At 61.9% G+C, this 17,369-nt stretch carries 17 protein-coding genes; 7 read left to right on the forward strand and 10 right to left on the reverse strand.

All coding sequences use genetic code 11. From position 1 onward, the window contains the following. Nucleotides 1–426 precede the first annotated feature (426 nt). From HU742_RS25195 to def, 5 genes are all read right to left on the reverse strand, one after another. A complete protein-coding gene (locus HU742_RS25195) occupies nt 427–738 on the reverse strand; it encodes a tetratricopeptide repeat protein (protein ID WP_186643347.1) in 312 nt (103 codons plus the stop codon). 165 nt (nt 739–903) lie between these two features. Further along, the gene (gene trkA / locus HU742_RS25200; protein WP_186633485.1) at nt 904–2,277 is read right to left on the reverse strand and encodes a Trk system potassium transporter TrkA; all 1,374 of its coding nucleotides are present in this window, start codon (nt 2,275–2,277) and stop codon (nt 904–906) included. A gap of 22 nt (nt 2,278–2,299) precedes the next feature. After that, a complete protein-coding gene (gene rsmB / locus HU742_RS25205) occupies nt 2,300–3,610 on the reverse strand; it encodes a 16S rRNA (cytosine(967)-C(5))-methyltransferase RsmB (protein ID WP_186614249.1) in 1,311 nt (436 codons plus the stop codon). Further along, nucleotides 3,607–4,566 (reverse strand): methionyl-tRNA formyltransferase, encoded by a 960-nt coding sequence (gene fmt, locus HU742_RS25210; RefSeq protein WP_186643346.1) that lies wholly within the window; start codon nt 4,564–4,566, stop codon nt 3,607–3,609. Before fmt ends, rsmB begins: the two co-directional genes overlap by 4 nt. 71 nt (nt 4,567–4,637) lie before the next feature. Further along, entirely contained in the window at nt 4,638–5,144 is a 507-nt protein-coding gene (def, locus tag HU742_RS25215; RefSeq protein WP_053126951.1) for a peptide deformylase, read from the reverse strand. A 170-nt stretch (nt 5,145–5,314) separates the two neighbouring features. On the opposite strand from def, the gene HU742_RS25220 reads away from it, so the two are divergent. From HU742_RS25220 to tsaC, 3 genes are all read left to right on the forward strand, one after another. Continuing rightward, nucleotides 5,315–6,340, forward strand: coding sequence for a LysM peptidoglycan-binding domain-containing protein (locus tag HU742_RS25220; protein WP_186643345.1), 1,026 nt, complete (start codon nt 5,315–5,317; stop codon nt 6,338–6,340). 80 nt (nt 6,341–6,420) lie between these two features. After that, nucleotides 6,421–7,521: a DNA-processing protein DprA gene (gene dprA / locus HU742_RS25225; protein ID WP_186643344.1), complete on the forward strand. Its 1,101-nt coding sequence runs from the start codon at nt 6,421–6,423 to the stop codon at nt 7,519–7,521. A gap of 73 nt (nt 7,522–7,594) precedes the next feature. Beyond that, a complete protein-coding gene (gene tsaC / locus HU742_RS25230; protein WP_186643343.1) occupies nt 7,595–8,152 on the forward strand; it encodes an L-threonylcarbamoyladenylate synthase type 1 TsaC in 558 nt (185 codons plus the stop codon). Between the two features lie 48 nt (nt 8,153–8,200). Here tsaC and HU742_RS25235 read toward each other — a convergent pair whose 3' ends face one another. Continuing rightward, the gene (locus tag HU742_RS25235) at nt 8,201–9,178 is read right to left on the reverse strand and encodes an NADPH:quinone reductase (RefSeq protein WP_186633467.1); all 978 of its coding nucleotides are present in this window, start codon (nt 9,176–9,178) and stop codon (nt 8,201–8,203) included. A gap of 165 nt (nt 9,179–9,343) precedes the next feature. On the opposite strand from HU742_RS25235, the gene hemF reads away from it, so the two are divergent. Together hemF and aroE are read left to right on the forward strand one after the other, a co-directional pair. After that, nucleotides 9,344–10,258 carry an oxygen-dependent coproporphyrinogen oxidase gene (gene hemF, locus HU742_RS25240; protein ID WP_186643342.1) on the forward strand — a complete coding sequence of 305 codons (915 nt, stop codon included), beginning with the start codon at nt 9,344–9,346 and terminating at the stop codon, nt 10,256–10,258. Between the two features lie 12 nt (nt 10,259–10,270). Then, entirely contained in the window at nt 10,271–11,101 is an 831-nt protein-coding gene (gene aroE, locus HU742_RS25245) for a shikimate dehydrogenase (protein ID WP_186643341.1), read from the forward strand. On the opposite strand, the gene HU742_RS25250 is transcribed toward aroE, so the two are convergent. The 3 genes from HU742_RS25250 to betC all read right to left on the reverse strand — a co-directional run bounded on the left by HU742_RS25250 (nt 11,091) and on the right by betC (nt 15,211). After that, nucleotides 11,091–12,659, reverse strand: a complete 1,569-nt coding sequence (locus HU742_RS25250; RefSeq protein ID WP_186643340.1) for a SulP family inorganic anion transporter — start codon at nt 12,657–12,659, stop codon at nt 11,091–11,093. The two genes, aroE and HU742_RS25250, sit on opposite strands and share 11 nt — an antisense overlap. Nucleotides 12,660–12,757: 98 nt before the next feature. After that, nucleotides 12,758–13,678 carry a choline ABC transporter substrate-binding protein gene (gene choX, locus HU742_RS25255; RefSeq protein ID WP_186643339.1) on the reverse strand — a complete coding sequence of 307 codons (921 nt, stop codon included), beginning with the start codon at nt 13,676–13,678 and terminating at the stop codon, nt 12,758–12,760. Nucleotides 13,679–13,693: 15 nt separating this feature from the next. Beyond that, nucleotides 13,694–15,211 (reverse strand): choline-sulfatase, encoded by a 1,518-nt coding sequence (gene betC / locus HU742_RS25260; RefSeq protein WP_186643338.1) that lies wholly within the window; start codon nt 15,209–15,211, stop codon nt 13,694–13,696. A gap of 114 nt (nt 15,212–15,325) precedes the next feature. Between betC and HU742_RS25265 the strand changes: the two genes are divergently transcribed. Continuing rightward, nucleotides 15,326–16,276, forward strand: a complete 951-nt coding sequence (locus HU742_RS25265) for a choline sulfate utilization transcriptional regulator (RefSeq protein WP_186643337.1) — start codon at nt 15,326–15,328, stop codon at nt 16,274–16,276. 5 nt (nt 16,277–16,281) lie between these two features. Here HU742_RS25265 and HU742_RS25270 read toward each other — a convergent pair whose 3' ends face one another. Next, nucleotides 16,282–16,941 carry an NAD(P)-dependent oxidoreductase gene (locus HU742_RS25270; protein ID WP_186633446.1) on the reverse strand — a complete coding sequence of 220 codons (660 nt, stop codon included), beginning with the start codon at nt 16,939–16,941 and terminating at the stop codon, nt 16,282–16,284. An 85-nt stretch (nt 16,942–17,026) separates the two neighbouring features. On the opposite strand from HU742_RS25270, the gene HU742_RS25275 reads away from it, so the two are divergent. Further along, on the forward strand, nt 17,027–17,365 hold the full coding sequence (locus HU742_RS25275; RefSeq protein WP_186643336.1) for a DOPA 4,5-dioxygenase family protein: 339 nt from the start codon (nt 17,027–17,029) through the stop codon (nt 17,363–17,365). Nucleotides 17,366–17,369: the final 4 nt, after the last annotated feature.

A 17,369-nucleotide genomic window follows, 5' to 3' on the forward strand; every position in this document is an offset into this window, starting at 1 on the left:
AAATAGGCCAATTAGCGCATTAGGGACCGCATTAGGGGACGGATTTATTTTTTCTGACATTAAATCGGCCCATTGGCTTGGGAAACCGATCGAGCAGAAAGGACAGCACCAGCGCAATGATCATTTGGGTAATTTCGAACACGCATGTTTCCAGTCGGGTCTTGATGATCAATATCGAGAGGGTGCGTTGGGGACCAATGCTGAAGCGGTGAATGCCTGTCAGTTAAGCAGCCAGACAGACCGCATTCGCTGTTTGGGGCTGCTGCGCAGCCCAGCGGGGATAAATCCCCTCGCCACAGCGTTTTGTGTGCTGGCTGTTTGGCGGGCGGGTGTTGAGAATGCGGTGGGCTTTTTTGTGGGTGCTTCGCACTGGAGCGCCAGCCCGGTCAAGCGGGAGCAAGCTCCCTCGCCACGGGTGCGTGGCGTTCAGGAATGGCGATCCAGCTTCTTCAGAAACACCGTCATCTCTTTTTCTGCCTGCTTATCGCCATGCGCTCGGGCGGCTTCCAAACCTTGTTCCCAGGCTTGGCGAGCCGCCGCAGCATCGCCTCGGCCCTGATGAGCCTTGCCCAACAGCTTCCATGCCGCCGAATACTTGGGGTCGAATTCGACGCAGCGTTGGAGGTGTTCGGCGGCGCGGGGGAATTCGCCTAGGTCGAGGTAACCTTTGCCCAGGCCGAAGCGCAGCAGGGCGTTGTCCACGCCCTTGGCGAGCATTTTTTCCAGGGAGTCGAGCATGGCGGCGTCCTTATCGGTTGTGTCAGTGATTGACCGGTTGAGATCGTTCCCACGCTCTGCGTGGGAATGCCTCTACGGACGCTCTGCGTTCGGCTCTTGAGGGAACGCGGAGCGTCCCTGGCTGCATTCCCACGCGGAGCGTGGGAACGATCAGTACGGTGGGGGTTAGAAAAAGCTCAACCCCACATGGAACAGCTTCTCGACATCGCGAATGTGCTTTTTATCCACCAGGAACAGGATCACGTGGTCGCCGGTCTGGATCACGGTGCCGTCATGGGCGATCAGCACTTGTTCGTCGCGGATGATCGCGCCGATGGTGGTGCCGGGCGGCAGGCCGATGTCGCGGATGGCTTTGCCGATCACTTTGCTGGATTTGGCGTCGCCGTGGGCAATGGCCTCGATGGCTTCGGCCGCGCCGCGGCGCAGGGAGTGGACGCTGACGATGTCGCCGCGGCGCACGTGGGCCAGCAGGGTGCCGATGGTTGCCAGTTGCGGGCTGATGGCGATGTCGATGTCGCCGCCCTGGATCAGGTCGACGTAGGCCGGGTTGTTGATGATGGTCATGACTTTCTTGGCGCCCAGGCGCTTGGCCAGTAGCGATGACATGATGTTGGCTTCGTCGTCGTTGGTCAGGGCCAGGAAGATGTCGGCGTCGGCGATGTTTTCTTCCAGCAGCAGGTCGCGGTCGGAGGCGCTGCCTTGCAGGACCACGGTGCTGTCGAGGGTGTCGGAGAGGTAGCGGCAGCGCGCCGGGTTCATCTCGATGATCTTGACTTGGTAGCGGCTTTCGATGGCTTCGGCCAGGCGTTCGCCGATCTGGCCGCCGCCGGCGATGACGATGCGCTTGTAGTTCTCGTCGAGGCGGCGCATTTCGCTCATGACTGCGCGAATATTCGCCTTGGCGGCGATGAAGAATACTTCGTCGTCGGCTTCGATCACCGTGTCGCCCTGGGGCAGGATCGGCCGGTCACGGCGGAAAATCGCTGCAACGCGGGTTTCTACATTGGGCATGTGCTCGCGCAGTTGGCGCAGTTGCTGGCCCACCAGCGGGCCGCCGTAGTAGGCCTTGACCGCCACCAGTTGCGCCTTGCCTTCGGCGAAGTCGATCACCTGCAAGGCGCCGGGGTGTTCGATCAGGCGCTTGATGTAGTTGGTCACCACCTGCTCGGGGCTGATCAGCACGTCCACCGGGATCGCTTCGTTGTCGAACAGGTCGGCGCGAGTCAGGTAGGCGGCTTCGCGCACCCGGGCGATTTTGGTTGGGGTGTGGAACAGCGTGTGGGCGACCTGGCAGGCGACCATGTTGGTTTCGTCGCTGTTGGTCACGGCCACGAGCATGTCGGCGTCGTCGGCGCCGGCCTGGCGCAATACGGTAGGCAACGAGCCGCGGCCTTGCACGGTGCGGATGTCGAGGCGGTCGCCGAGGTCGCGCAGGCGTTCGCCGTCGGTGTCGACCACGGTGATGTCGTTGGCCTCGCTGGCCAGATGTTCCGCCAGCGAACCGCCGACCTGCCCTGCACCGAGGATGATGATTTTCATCCAGTCACTCCTATCGAATCGGTTAACCGCGTGCGGCGGCGATCTTGATCAGCTTGGCGTAGTAGAACCCGTCGTGCCCGCCTTCCTGGGCCAGCAACTGGCGGCCGTGTGGCTGCTTGAGGCCGGCCTGGGTGGCGATGTCCAGTTCCCGGGCGCCCGGGGTGCGGGCGAGGAAGGCTTCGATCACTTCGGTGTTCTCGGTCGGCAAGGTCGAGCAGGTGGCGTACAGCAACATGCCGCCCACGTCGAGGGTCAGCCATAAAGCGTCGAGCAATTCACCTTGCAACTGCGCCAACGCGGCGATGTCGTCCGGTTGGCGGGTGAGCTTGATGTCCGGATGACGACGGATCACGCCGGTGGCCGAGCAGGGCGCGTCGAGCAGGATGCGCTGGAATGGCTTGCCGTCCCACCAAGCCGCCGTATCGCGACCGTCGGCGGCGAACAGCTCGGCGTCCAGGCCCAGGCGTGCAAGGTTTTCCTTCACCCGCACCAGGCGCTTGGCCTCCAGGTCCACCGCCACCACGCCGGCCAGCTTCGGTTCGGCTTCGAGGATGTGACAGGTCTTGCCCCCCGGCGCGCAGCAGGCGTCGAGCACCCGTTGGCCGGGCGCCAGCTCCAGCAGGTCGGCGGCCAGTTGGGCGGCTTCGTCCTGGACGCTGATCCAGCCCTCGGCAAAACCCGGCAATGCACGTACGTCACCCGGAGTTTCCAGGACGATGCCGTCGCGGCTGTACTGGCATGGGATGGCCGGGATGCCGGCCTCGCCCAGTAACGCCAGGTAGGCATCGCGGCTGTGATGACGGCGATTGACCCGCAGGATCATCGGCGGATGGGCGTTGTTGGCGGCGCAGATGGCTTCCCATTGCTCGGGCCAGAACGCCTTGAGGGATTTCTGCAACCAGCGCGGGTGGGCGGTGCGCACCACCGGGTCGTGCTCCAGCTCGGCCAGCAGGGTTTCGCTTTCGCGCTGGGCGCGGCGCAACACAGCGTTGATCAGGGCCTTGGCCCAGGGCTTTTTCAGCTTGTCGGCGCAGCCCACGGTTTCGCCGATGGCGGCGTGGGCAGGGACGCGGGTGTAGAGCAGTTGATAGAGCCCCACCAGCAGCAGCGCTTCGACGTCGGCATCGGCGGCCTTGAACGGTTTCTGCAACAGCTTGGCCGCGAGGGCCGAGAGGCGCGGTTGCCAGCGGGCGGTGCCGAACGCCAGGTCCTGAGTGAAACCGCGATCACGGTCTTCGACCTTGTCCAGTTGGGTCGGCAAGGAACTGTTCAGCGAGGCTTTGCCGCTGAGGACGGCGGCAAGTGCCTTGGCGGCGGCCAGACGCGGGTTCATGAAGCGTCCGCCGCTTGGCCGAGATGGGTGCCGACGGCAAATTTCTCACGACGGCTGTTGAACAGGTCGCTGAAGTTCAGCGCCTTGCCGCCGGGCAGTTGCAGGCGCGTCAGGCACAACGCCTGTTCGCCGCAGGCAACGACGAGGCCGTCCTTGCTGGCGCTGAGGATTTCACCGGGTGCGCCCTTCCCTTCGGCGCAGCTGGCCGCCAGCACTTTCAAGGCTTCGCCGTTCAAGGTGCTGTGACAGATCGGCCACGGGTTGAAGGCCCGTACCAGGCGCTCCAGCTCGACGGCCGGGCGGCTCCAGTCGATGCGGGCTTCGTCTTTGTTGAGTTTGTGCGCGTAGGTGGCGAGGCTGTCGTCCTGCACTTCGCCCTCCAACGTGCCAGCGGCCAGGCCGGCAATGGCTTCGACCACCGCGAGCGGGCCGATCAGCGCGAGGCGGTCATGCAGGCTGCCGCCGGTGTCTTCAGCGCTGATGGGAGTGCTGGCCTTGAGCAGCATCGGCCCGGTGTCCAGGCCGGCTTCCATGCGCATCACGGTCACGCCACTCTCGGCATCGCCCGCTTCCACGGCGCGCTGGATCGGCGCGGCTCCGCGCCAACGCGGCAGCAGCGAGGCGTGGCTGTTGATGCAACCCAGGCGCGGGATGTCCAGCACCACTTGCGGCAGGATCAGGCCGTAGGCGACCACCACCATCAAGTCCGGCTTCAGCACCGCCAGTTCGGCTTGGGCTTGCGCGTCGCGCAGGGTCGGCGGTTGCAGGACTGGCAGGCCGTTTTCCAAGGCCAGTTGCTTGACCGGGCTGGGCATCAGTTTTTGCCCGCGACCGGCCGGCCGGTCCGGCTGGGTGTAGACCGCGACGATCTCATGGGGGCTGGCCAGCAGGGCCTTGAGGTGTTCGGCGGCAAATTCGGGAGTGCCGGCAAAGACGATGCGCAGTGGCTCAGTCATGGGAAGCTCTCAATTACAAAGCAGTCGCAAAAAGAAAAAGGCTTGCCGCGGCAAGCCTTTGAAGAAGAGCATCAAGCGTTCTGGCGATGGATCTTTTCCAGTTTTTTCTTGATCCGGTCACGCTTGAGATTAGACAGGTAATCGACGAACAACTTGCCGTTGAGGTGGTCGCATTCGTGCTGGATGCACACCGCCAGCAGGCCTTCGGCGATCAGTTCGTAAGGCTGGCCGTCACGGTCCAGGGCCTTGATCTTGACCTTCTGCGGACGGTCGACGTTTTCGTAGAAACCGGGCACCGACAGGCAGCCTTCCTGGTACTGCTCCATCTCGTCGGTGAGGGTTTCGAACTCGGGGTTGATGAACACCCGGGGCTCGCTGCGGTCTTCGGAGAGGTCCATGACGACGATACGCTTGTGCACGTTGACCTGGGTCGCGGCGAGACCGATGCCTGGCGCCTCATACATTGTTTCAAACATGTCATCGACCAGCTGACGCACTTCGTCGTCCACTACGGCCACTGGTTTGGCGATAGTGCGTAGGCGCGGGTCCGGAAATTCGAGAATGTTCAAAATGGCCATAAGCTTGATAAATGCACGTGTGAGGTAAAGTCGGGTGGCTGGCCTGGCGTGTGTCGGGATGCAGGCTACCGTTGTAAAACGTTGCTCTTGTGGAACATAGCTCCGCAGGGTAGCGAGCCACGGGGGCTCTGGCGTTTTACGCGAACGCACATAATAAAGGGATTCACCGCATGAGGAAATCACTACTCGCCCTGCTGCTCCTGGCTTCGGCCGGTATCGCGCACGGGCAAGTGCAACTTCGGGAAGGTTTTCCGCAGCAATACACAGTGGTCCAGGGGGATACGCTGTGGGACATTTCCGGCAAATACCTGCGCGAACCCTGGAAATGGCCCGAGCTTTGGCAGGCCAACCCGCAGATCGAAAACCCCAACCTGATTTATCCGGGCGACACCCTGTCGCTGGTCTACGTCAACGGCCAGCCACGGCTGACGCTCAATCGCGGCGTCTCGCGCGGCACCATCAAATTATCGCCGCGCGTGCGCAGTTCGCCGGTAGCCGACGCCATCCCCAGCATTCCCCTGCAAGCCATCAACAGTTTTTTGCTGAGCAACCGCATCGTCGACACAGCGGAAGCCTTCAACACGGCGCCGTATATCGTCGCAGGCGATGCCGAGCGCGTGCTCAGCGGCACCGGTGATCGTATCTTCGCCCGCGGCGATTTCGATCCGAGCCAGCCGGCGTACGGCATCTTCCGCCAGGGCAAGGTCTACACCGACCCCGAGACCAAGGAATTTTTGGGCATCAACGCCGATGACATCGGCAGCGGTGAAATCGTCGCCACCGAAGGCGACGTCACCACCCTGGCCCTGCAACGCACCACGCAAGAGGTGCGCCTCGGTGATCGCCTGTTCAGCGGCGAAGAACGCTCGATCAATTCGACGTTCATGCCCAGCGCGCCGAAATCCGATATCAATGGCTTGATTCTCGACGTGCCACGGGGCGTAACGCAGATCGGCGCGCTGGACGTGGTCACCCTGAACAAGGGGCGGCGCGACGGGCTGGCCGAAGGCAACGTCCTGGCCGTGATGAAGACCGGCGAAACGGTGCGTGACCGGATCACGGGCGCGCCGGTGAAGATCCCCGACGAGCGCGCCGGCCTGCTGATGGTGTTCCGCACCTACGACAAGCTCAGTTATGGCCTGGTCCTGTATGCCTCGCGGTCGCTGGCGGTGCTCGACAAGGTGCGCAATCCATAACGGGTCTCACAAGTTACCAACAGAGTTATCCACAGCTTGTCCTCGTTTGAACGGGGTCACTAACGATCAAGGATTGATCTATGCCATTGCCTGAATCCGCTTCGGTTCCGCCTGCGGAACTGGAGGCCCGTCTGCGCTTGCATCGCTTGCCGGACCTGGGACCTAGACGCTTCATGACCCTGATGGAAGCTTTCGGCTCAGCCTCCAAAGCCATCAGCGCTCCCGCCAGCGCATGGCGGGCACTGGGATTGCCCGCCCAGTGCGCCGAGGCCCGGCGCCTTGCGGAAATCCGTGACGGCGCCGCTCATGCGATGGCCTGGCTAGAGGGCCAGGCCCAGCATTTGTTGATGTGGGACCAGCCAGACTACCCGGCACTGCTGGCGCAGATCAGCGGCGCGCCACCGCTGCTGTTTGTGGCTGGCGACCCGACGATTCTGGAAAAACCGCAGCTGGCGATGGTTGGCAGTCGCCGGGCATCGCGTCCGGGCATGGACACGGCGGCGGCATTTTCCCGAAGCCTGGCCGGGGCCGGATTTGTCATCACCAGCGGCTTGGCCTTGGGCATCGACGCGGCCGCTCATCAAGCCGCGTTGGATGTCGGCGGGCAAACCATCGGTGTGCTGGGCACGGGCCTTGAAAATTTTTATCCACAGCGCAATCGCCGGCTGGCGGAAGCGATGATCGCCCAGGGTAGCGCGGTGCTTTCGGAGTTCCCGCTGGACGCGCCGCCTCACGCCAGCAACTTCCCGCGCCGCAATCGAATCATCAGCGGCTTGTCCCTTGGCGTGCTCGTGGTCGAGGCCAGTGTCGCCAGTGGTTCGCTGATCACTGCGCGCCTGGCGGCGGAACAGGGCCGCGAGGTGTATGCGATTCCGGGGTCGATCCATCACCCCGGCGCCCGGGGCTGCCATCAACTGATCCGTGACGGCGCGGCGCTGGTGGAAACCGTCGAGCACATCCTCGAAGCCTTGCGGGGTTGGCAGCGGCTACCCGTCGGTGCGGAGCCGACACCGGTGACGCACCCGCTGTTGCGCCTGCTCCATGCGGCGCCGTTGACCAGTGAGGCATTGGCCGATGCCAGCGGCTGGGGCTTGTCCAAGGTCCTGGCGGCGTTGACCGATCTGGAAATGGAGGGACGAGCAACATGTGAGCACGGGCGCTGGTTCGCGCGAACAAGCTAGGTTTGCTCGCTAGGTTTTATGGGGAAGATCGGTAAACTGCGCACAGCCTTATTTGTGTTGCGGAGAATCTTTCATGGTCAACAGTTGGCGTGTGCAACAAGCCGCGCGAGAAATTCGCGCCGGGGCGGTGATTGCCTATCCAACCGAAGCGGTCTGGGGCCTGGGTTGCGACCCGTGGAATGAGGACGCGGTGGAACGCCTGTTGGCGATCAAGTCCCGTCGGCCCGACAAGGGGCTGATACTGGTGGCCGACAATATCCGCCAGTTCGACTTTCTGTTCGAGGACTTCCCCGAAACCTGGATGGACCGCATGGCCAGCACCTGGCCTGGGCCCAATACCTGGCTGGTGCCGCACCAGGACATGCTGCCGGAATGGATCACCGGCGTGCACGACACCGTCGCGCTGCGGGTCAGCGATCATCCCATTGTTCGTGATTTATGCTCGTTGGTCGGGCCGCTTGTCTCCACCTCGGCCAACCCCCAAGGCCGCCCGGCGGCCAGGACGCGGATCCGCGTCGAGCAATATTTCCGTGGGCAGATCGATCTGGTGCTGGGCGGCAATCTGGGCGGACGCAAGAACCCGAGCGTGATTCGCGACCTGGCGACCGGGCAGATTGTTCGGCCAGACTAGATACCTTGTGGCGAGGGAGCCTGCTCGCTCGCCACAAGAGCATTTGGCTCAAGGTAAAAGTATGGTCGACCCCGTCGTGCGCCGTGCCGACAGTTCGGTATGGGCCTTGGCCGCGTCCGCCAGGGGAAAACGCTGGTTGATGTCCACCACGACCTTGCCGCTGGCGATCATGGCGAACAGTTCATCGGCCATGCGTTGCAGGTTTTCGGCGTTGTTGGCGTAGGTCGCCAGGGTCGGGCGCGTGACGTACAGCGAGCCCTTGGCCGAGAGAACTCCCAGGTTCACGCCGTCTACCGCACCGGATGCGTTGCCGAAGCTCACCACCAGGCCACGGGGGGCGGTGCAGTCGAGTGAAGTCAGCCAGGTGTCCTTGCCGACGCCGTCGTACACCACCGGGACCTTCTTGCCGTCAGTCATTTCCAACACGCGCTGTACGACGTTTTCCTTGCTGTAATCGATGACTTCCCAGGCGCCGTGGGATTTGGCGATGGCGGCTTTTTCCGCCGAGCTGACGGTGCCGATCAGCTTCACGCCCAAGGCCTTGGCCCACTGGCAGGCCAGGGAACCCACGCCACCGGCGGCGGCATGGAACAACACGGTTTCGCCGCCCTTGAGCTCGTAGGTCTGACGCAGCAAGTACTGCACGGTCAGGCCCTTGAGCATCACGCCGGCGGCCTGTTCGAAACTGATCGCCTCAGGCAGATGAACCAGATTGGCTTCAGGCAATACGTGCACATCGCTGTAGGCGCCCAGCGGCCCGCTGCCATAAGCCACGCGGTCGCCGACCTTGAAGCGAGTCACGTCCGACCCGACGGCCTCGACCACACCCGCTCCTTCGGCGCCGAGCCCCGACGGCAGGGCCGGTGGCGGATAAAGACCGCTGCGATAATAGGTGTCGATGAAATTCAGGCCGACCGCCCGGTTGCTGACGCGCACCTGCTGCGGACCTGGCTCGGCGGGCGAGTACTCCACGTACTCAAGCACTTCCGGACCGCCGTGGGAACTGAACTGGATACGTTTGGCCATCTTCACCTTCTCCTTATCGTGGGACTTTTTACCAAGCCTGCTATCGGACTCCTAAGCTTGATCTTCGTCAACTGTGGTGTGAGTGGATGCGGTGTTATCCTGTGCGCCCATTTTGCCGGCGACCCTTTGTGCGTCGCGTAACGTAGCCCTGATCAAGGTGATGTCATGACTACTCGCACCGAGGCCGTGAAAGCCTATCTGCTCGACCTGCAGGATCGCATCTGCGCAGCCCTCGAAACCGAGGACGGTGGCACTCGCTTCGTCGAGGATGCCTGGACCCGCCCCGCTGGGGGCGGTGGTCGTACACGAGTCATTGAAAACGGCGCGGTGATCGAAAAGGGCGGCGTCAACTTTTCCCACGTCTTTGGCAGCGGTCTCCCACCGTCGGCCAGCGCCCACCGGCCGGAATTGGCCGGGCGCGGCTTCGAGGCCCTGGGCGTGTCGTTGGTGATCCATCCGCACAATCCGCACATTCCAACGTCCCACGCCAACGTGCGCTTTTTCATCGCTGAAAAGGAAGGTGAAGAACCCGTCTGGTGGTTTGGCGGCGGCTTCGACCTGACCCCTTACTACGGCGTCGAAGAAGATTGCGTGCATTGGCACCGCATCGCCCAGCAGGCCTGCGAGCCATTCGGCCCGGACGTGTATTCGCGCTACAAGGCCTGGTGCGACAGCTATTTCCACATCAAGCATCGAAACGAGCCCCGGGGCATCGGCGGCCTGTTTTTCGATGACCTGAACGCGTGGGACTTCGACACCAGCTTCGCCTTCATGCGCGCCATCGGCGATGCCTACATTGATGCTTACCTGCCTATCGTGCGTCGCCGCAAGCACGACCCGTATACCGCCCAGCAACGCGAGTTCCAGGAATTCCGCCGTGGGCGCTATGTGGAATTCAACCTGGTGTATGACCGCGGCACCCTGTTCGGCCTGCAGTCGGGCGGCCGCACCGAGTCGATCCTGATGTCGCTGCCGCCGCAGGTCCGCTGGAGCTACGACTGGAAAGCCGAACCGGGCAGCGAAGAGGCGCGGTTGACCGAATACTTCCTGCAGGATCGCGATTGGCTGGCGACAGCCTGAACAGGGGACACCATGGACCGCTACGTTGTAATGGGTAACCCGATCGGCCACAGCAAGTCGCCGTTGATCCATCGCCTGTTTGCCGAGCAGACCGGGCAGGCGCTGGGCTACACCACGTTGCTGGCGCCCCTGGGGGATTTCGCCGGTTGCGCACGGGCATTTTTCCTCGAGGGTCGCGGGGCGAATGTCACCGTGCCGTTCAAGGAAGACGCCTTTCGTTTGGCCGACAGCCTCACGGAACGGGCGCAGCGGGCCGGGGCGGTCAATACCTTGAGCAAGCTGGCCGACGGCAGCCTGTTGGGTGACAACACCGACGGCGCCGGGCTGGTGCGGGACCTGACCGTCAACGCCGGTTTCAGCCTCAAGGGCAAGCGCATCCTGTTGCTGGGTGCCGGCGGCGCGGTACGGGGGGCCTTGGAGCCCCTGCTGGCAGAAGCGCCGGCCTCGGTGATCATTGCCAATCGGACGGTGGAAAAAGCCGAGAGGCTGGCCGAACTGTTCGCCGACCTCGGGCCGGTCTCGGCGAGCGATTTCGCCTGGTTGAGAGAACCGGTGGACTTGATTATCAACGCTACGTCCGCCAGCCTGTCAGGCGATGTACCGCCGATTGCCGGAAGTTTGATCGAACCCGGCAAGACCTTTTGCTACGACATGATGTATGGCAAGGAACCGACTTCGTTCTGTCGCTGGGCCAGGGAGCAAGGCGCGGCGGTGGCGATGGATGGCTTGGGCATGCTCGCCGAACAAGCGGGTGAAGCGTTCTTCCTGTGGCGTGGCGTGCGCCCGGACACCGCGCCGGTGCTGGCGGAGTTGCGTCATCAGCTCGCGGCGGTCAGTCCCTGAAAAGGATCGGGCATCGCTCCGGTCCTTCCAGCTTCAATAATTCCTCTACCACCTGTGGCCTTGCCCCGCGCAAGGTCAGGCTGCGCCCATGGCCGCGCAAGCGCCGGGCCTCCTGGTGGAGCATTTCCACGCCGGAATAATCGATGAAGTTGATCTGCTGGGCATCGATCACCACCTGTTGCGCGGTCATGCGTTGCAAGCGCACTTGCAGATAATGGCTGGCGCCGAAAAAGATCGAGCCGCCCACTCGCAGGACATCCGCCTCGCCTTCGCGAAATTGCTGCACCCGCGGCTGTGAGGTGCGCTTGAGATAAAAGAACAGCGAGGCCAGTACGCCGGCATAAATGGCGGTTTGCAGTTCGAGCAGCAGCGTGGCCAGGCAGGTCAGGCCCATGACCAGGAATTCCGAGCGACTCACGCGGTACAACGCACGGATACCCCGGTGGTCCACCAGGCCCCAGGCGATCAGCAAGATACTGCCGGCCATGGCGGGAATGGGAATGTGCGCGATCAGTTTCGCCCCGGCGACTGCAAACAACGCCACCCACAAAGCCGAGAACACGCCGGCCAGGGGTGAGCGCGCGCCCGCTTCATAACTGAGGCCGGAACGGGTGAAGGAACCGGCTGACAGCGATCCGGCAAAAAAACCTCCAACGATATTGGAAAGCCCCTGCGCCCGGACTTCCTGGTTCGCATCGAGCAATTGCCCGGAGCGCACCGACAGCGAACGGGCAATGGACAGGCTGGTCACCAACCCGAGCATGCCCACCGCCACGGCACCGGGCAGCAGGCGCAGGATCAACTCGAGGTCCAATGGCAGCGGGGTGAACGGTGGCAGGCGCCCGGCGAAGGCGCTGACCAGCGCCACATGCCCGAACATCCCAGGCCACAACCAGACCACCAGGCTGCTGATGACCAAAGTTATCAACAGGCTCGGCCAACGCGGCAGCAAGCGCTTGAGCACGACCCCCACCATCAGCGTCCCCAGACCCAGCAGCAACGAAGGTTTATCCACGGCCCCGATGTGGCTGAACAACATGAGCAGGCTCTTCAGGGCTGTGGCTTCATTCGGCAAGTCCAGGCCGAGCAGGTTCGGCAACTGCCCCAGCGCAATGACAATCGCCGCACCCAGCGTAAAACCCAGCACCACCGAGTGCGAAACAAAATTGACCAGCGCCCCGAAACGCAACAGTCCAAGCAGCCATTGGAAAATTCCCGCCAACACCGTCAGTAACAGGATCAACATGATGTAGTCCTGGCTAGCGGGCACGGCCAAAGGGCTGACAGTGGCGTACAGGACAATGGAGATCGCTGCCGTGGGACCACAGATCAAGTGCCACGACGAGCCCCACAGGCAGGCGATCAGCACCGGCACGATCGCCGCGTACAAGCCGTACTCCGGCGGCAAACCGGCAATCAGGGCGTAGGCAATGGACTGCGGCAACGCGAGAATCGCGCCGCTGAGGCCGACGATCAGGTCACGGCCGACACTGGCCCGGGTCTGCCGAGGAAGCCAGCTCAGGAAAGGGAAAAGCGAATGGCGGGTGGGGATTGCCATGGGGCCTCAAAAAACGGGGTTTGGCGCAAGAGTATCAGGTGAGCCAATGTGGCGAGGGAGCTTGCTCCGTCGCCACAAAAGCCGGCTCGCCATTATGCCTAGAGCTTGGCCTTCACCGCCGCCAGCGCATCCTTGCCATCAACGGTCTTCACGCCGTCCAGCCATTTATCCAGCACCGCCGGATTAGCTTTGATCCAGGCCTTGGCCGCTTCGGCGTTGCTGACCTTCTTGTTCACCACTTCGGCCATGATGCTGTTTTCCATTTCCTGGGTGAAGCTCAGGTTGGTCAGCAGCTTGCCGACATTCGGGCAGGCCTGTGCATAACCTTTGCGCGTCAGCGTGTAGACGCTGCCGGTATCGCCGAAGTATTTCTCGCCGCCCTTGAGGTAATGCATCTTCAGTTGCACGTTCATCGGGTGCGGGGTCCAGCCGAGGAAGGTCACGAATTTCTGTTTCTTCACGGCCCGGGAGACTTCCGCCAGCATCGCCTGCTCGCTGGATTCCACCAGTTTCCAGTCACCCATGCTGAAATCGTTGGTCTTGATGATCTCCTTGAGCGAAAGGTTGGCCGGGGCGCCGGAGCCGATGCCGTAGATCTTCTTATCGAATTTGTCGGCGAACTTGTTCAGGTCGGCAAAGTTATGCACACCCGCATTCCAGACATAGTCCGGCACCGCCAAAGTGAATTCGGTGCCATCCAGGTTTTTTGCCAGTTGCGTGACGTCACCGTTGGCGACGAATTTGTCATAGAAACCCTGCTGCGCAGGCATCCAGTTACCCAGGAATACATCAACCTGGCCGTCCTTGAGCCCGCCAAAGGTGATCGGCACCGCCAGGGTGTCGACCTTGGGCTTGTAGCCCATGCCTTCCAGCAGGAAACCGGTAATGGCATTGGTCGCGGCGATGTCGCTCCAGCCCGGATCGGCCATCTTCACCGTCTCGCAACTCTGCTCGGCCCACGCCGACACACTGCTCAACGCCAACAGCCCGGCGGTCAGTACTGTGGATAACTTTTGCATGTGCTTCCCCTTACGTTATTGGTTTATTGGGCAGGGTTGTGGATAACGGGCCTTGCGCTCCAGGTCGTCCAGGTCGATGTGGTTGCGCATGTATTGCTGACTGGCATCGACCAGCGGCTGGTGGTCCCAGCTCTTGAGTTTGCCCAGGGTCAACGCCTGGGCGACAAAACGTCGGCGCCGCTGGCTGGCGAGCACCTGTTGGTGAATGGCTGGAATATCCCATTTGGCCCGCGCTTGAGCGAGAAAATCAGCCAACAGGGATTGATGCTCAGGTGAATGGCTGAGGTCTTCCAGTTCCTTCGGATCATTGCGCACATCAAACAGCAGGCAAGGGTCATCCTCGCTGTAGATAAATTTCCACGGGCCGCGACGGATCATCATCAAAGGGCTGATGGTGCCTTCGGCCATGTACTCACCAAAGACCTCGTCATGTCCGCCCTGCCCTTGCAGGTGCGGCACCAGCGAGCGACCGTCCAGCGGCAATCCCGGTTCCAGCGTACCGCCGGCCAGTTCAACCAAGGTCGGCAGCAAGTCGGCGGTGGACACTGCGGCGCCGACGCGGCCACTGGCGAACTGGCCCGGCGCGCTGATCAATAGTGGTACGCGCGCGGCCATTTCGAACCAGTGCATTTTGTACCAGAGGCCCTTTTCCCCAAGCATGTCCCCGTGATCGCCGGAGAACACGATGATGGTGTCATCCAGCAGACCGGTTTCTTCCAGGGTTTGCAGTAACTTGCCCACATTACTGTCGATGTAGCTGCAGGCACCAAAGTAGGCGCGACGGGCGTCGCGAATCTTATCCACAGGCAACGGCTTGTCCCACAGGTCGTAGACTTTCAACAGACGCTGGGAGTGTGGATCAAGCTCAGCCTGGTCGGGGGTTTGCGGCAGCGGGATGTCTTTGTCGTCATACAAATCCCAGAATGCCTTGGGAATCGTGTACGGATCGTGTGGGTGCGTCATCGATACGGTCAGGCAAAACGGTTGGTCGCCGTCCTCGCGAATGTGATCGAACAGGTATTGCTGGGCCTTGAACACCACCTCTTCGTCGAAATCCAGCTGATTGGTGCGCACGCATGGCCCGGCCTGCAACACCGAGGACATGTTGTGATACCAACTCGGCCGTACATCCGGCTCATCCCAATTCACGGACCAACCGTAATCGGCCGGGTAAATGTCACTGGTGAGGCGTTCCTCATAGCCGTGCAACTGGTCCGGCCCGCAAAAATGCATCTTGCCGGACAGCGCCGTGCGATAGCCGAGGCGGCGCAGGTAATGGGCATAAGTCGGAACGTCCGCAGGGAAGTCCGCCGCGTTGTCGTAGGCGCCGATCTTGCTCGGCAACTGGCCGCTCACCAATGTAAAACGCGACGGCGCGCAGAGCGGACTGTTGCAATACGCAGCGTCGAACACGACGCCCTGCTCGGCCAGGCGTGACAGATTCGGCAGCTTGATCGGCGACGGACCGTAGATCGGCAACATTGGCGCGGCCATTTGATCGGCCATGATGAAAAGAATGTTCTTGCGCTTCATGTATTCGCGGCATTCCATAGTGAGCGGTTATGCGATATTGCTGCGATTGAGCATGTAGCCCATGCTCTTTGGGGTAAAGCCCATGCAAGATAATGACTAGGATAAGCACAGCTTATGTATGACGCCTTGGGTGACCTGTCCCTGGACCTGTTCCGCACCTTCGAATCAGCGGCTCGCCAGCAAAGTTTCACGGCAGCCGCGATTGAGCTGGGTACCACACAACCGGCCATCAGCCAGCAGATCAAACGATTGGAGGAACAACTCGGCGCACGGTTGTTCGATCGCATCTACCGAGGCATCGAATTGACCGAGGCCGGCTCCATTCTGTTCGAACAGGTCCAGGCCGGCTTGCAGAGCATCGACGCCGGGCTCAACGCGATCACTGCCCAGCACCAGCACGAGGTGCTGCAAGTCGCGACGGACTTTGCCTTCGCCGCTTACTGGTTGATGCCACGCCTGCATCGATTTCATGCAGCCAACCCACAGGTGGACGTTAGCCTGGTGACCAGCGAGCGCAACCACAACATGCTGCGCACGGATATTGACGTTGCGGTCCTGTTTGGCGACGGTCGCTTCAAACAGGGCGAAAGTCGTTGGCTTTTCAGCGAAGAAGTCTATCCCGTATGCAGCCCGCTGCTGCTCAAGGAACGCCCCCTGCCCTTGCCGGCCCAGGCCCTGTCGGAATTCCCCTTGCTGCATTTGCGCGGCGGCAACAGCAGCAGCTGGTTCGAGTGGAGTGGCGTATTCCGTGAGCTGGGCATCACGTCGCCGCCAGCTCCCGGTCAATTGCGCTTCGACAACTACACGCTACTTATCCAGGCGGCAATCGGCGGCCAAGGCGTCGCCATCGGCTGGCGACACCTTGTGGATAACTTGCTGGCGCAGGGGCTGCTGTGCCGACCGATCGCCGAGACGGTGCTTTCCCGGCTGGGGTACTACGTGGTCCTGCCCCAGCGTAAGCGCCGTGGCGTGCTGATCAAGTTGTTCGTGGATTGGCTGATGGAAGAACAGGCCAATAGTGCGGAGTCGTTGACGGGGTTGCCGCTGCCGTCTATTGCGGTTTGAGCACCTCAAGTAGCCGAGACAAAGCTGACATGCTCACCGATGTGCAGATTGAGGCGCAGTTCGTCGGCAATGCCGACCGCTACACGGCTCAGGCGCTCCAGGGATTCGGCCATGCCGGGCTCCAGGCTGGTGCTGACGTGGCTGAAATGTTCGATGCTCAACCCCTGCACGGCATAAGGCGCATTGACGAGTGTCCATTGCAGGGCACTGTTTTTCAGGGCATCAAGGATTTCTTCGGCGGCGTGGCGCTGCAAGTCATCGTCTGTCTGCTCTTCTTCCAGCACGGCAAAATTGCCCACCAGAAACAGCCGGGGAATCTTTACCGCCTGCATGCCGGCAATTAGCGCATCCACAGCCAGGACCTGCTCCACAGGACCGGGGATGAGCGTGCGCTCCACTTGTTCGCTGTTCATTGGCAGTCCCGGCGCGTTCAACAGGCACACCACAGCGTTGGCGCCGGCGACGCTCTGCTTGACTCGTTCGGGGTCGAAGAGATCCCCGGTCTTGGCGCGCAGGCCCGGGCGCGGCGCCAGGGCGGTAAGATCATCCAGAATGGCGATGACTTCATGCTGACGTCGCAGCATTTCAGCCATCAACGCACTGCCGAGGCTGCTCATGGCACCGTAAAGCACCACTTTAATGACCGGGGTTTCGGCGTTTTTCATGGCTGACTTTCCTTTTCTACAGCGTGTAATGGCTCTGACCCGTGGTTTACCGCGAGGGTTCGGCTGGTCTTTCGAGGAGTGACAGATGCAACGGATCAAGGGCTATCACGCCCACGTTTATTTCGACGCAGAAACTCTCGAGCAGGCGCGAGCCCTGTGCGAGGAAGCGGCGCAGCTGTTTACGCTGAAAATGGGCCGCGTCCATCAGCGTCCGGTCGGCCCGCATCCGGACTGGAGTTGTCAGTTGGCGTTCGATCCGCAGTACATCGGCGTCGTCTTGCCGTGGCTGGCCCTCAACCGCAAGGGGCTGGTGATTTTCATGCACCCGGAGACTGGCGATGACCTGGCCGATCACACTGATCATGCGATCTGGATGGGCGCGGTGCGGCCGTTGAATCTTTCAGCCTTCAAAGCAAAAACCTGACTGC

Origin of the sequence: Pseudomonas marvdashtae, from assembly GCF_014268655.2 — a bacterium.
Taxonomy (GTDB): Bacteria; Pseudomonadota; Gammaproteobacteria; order Pseudomonadales; family Pseudomonadaceae; genus Aquipseudomonas; species Aquipseudomonas marvdashtae.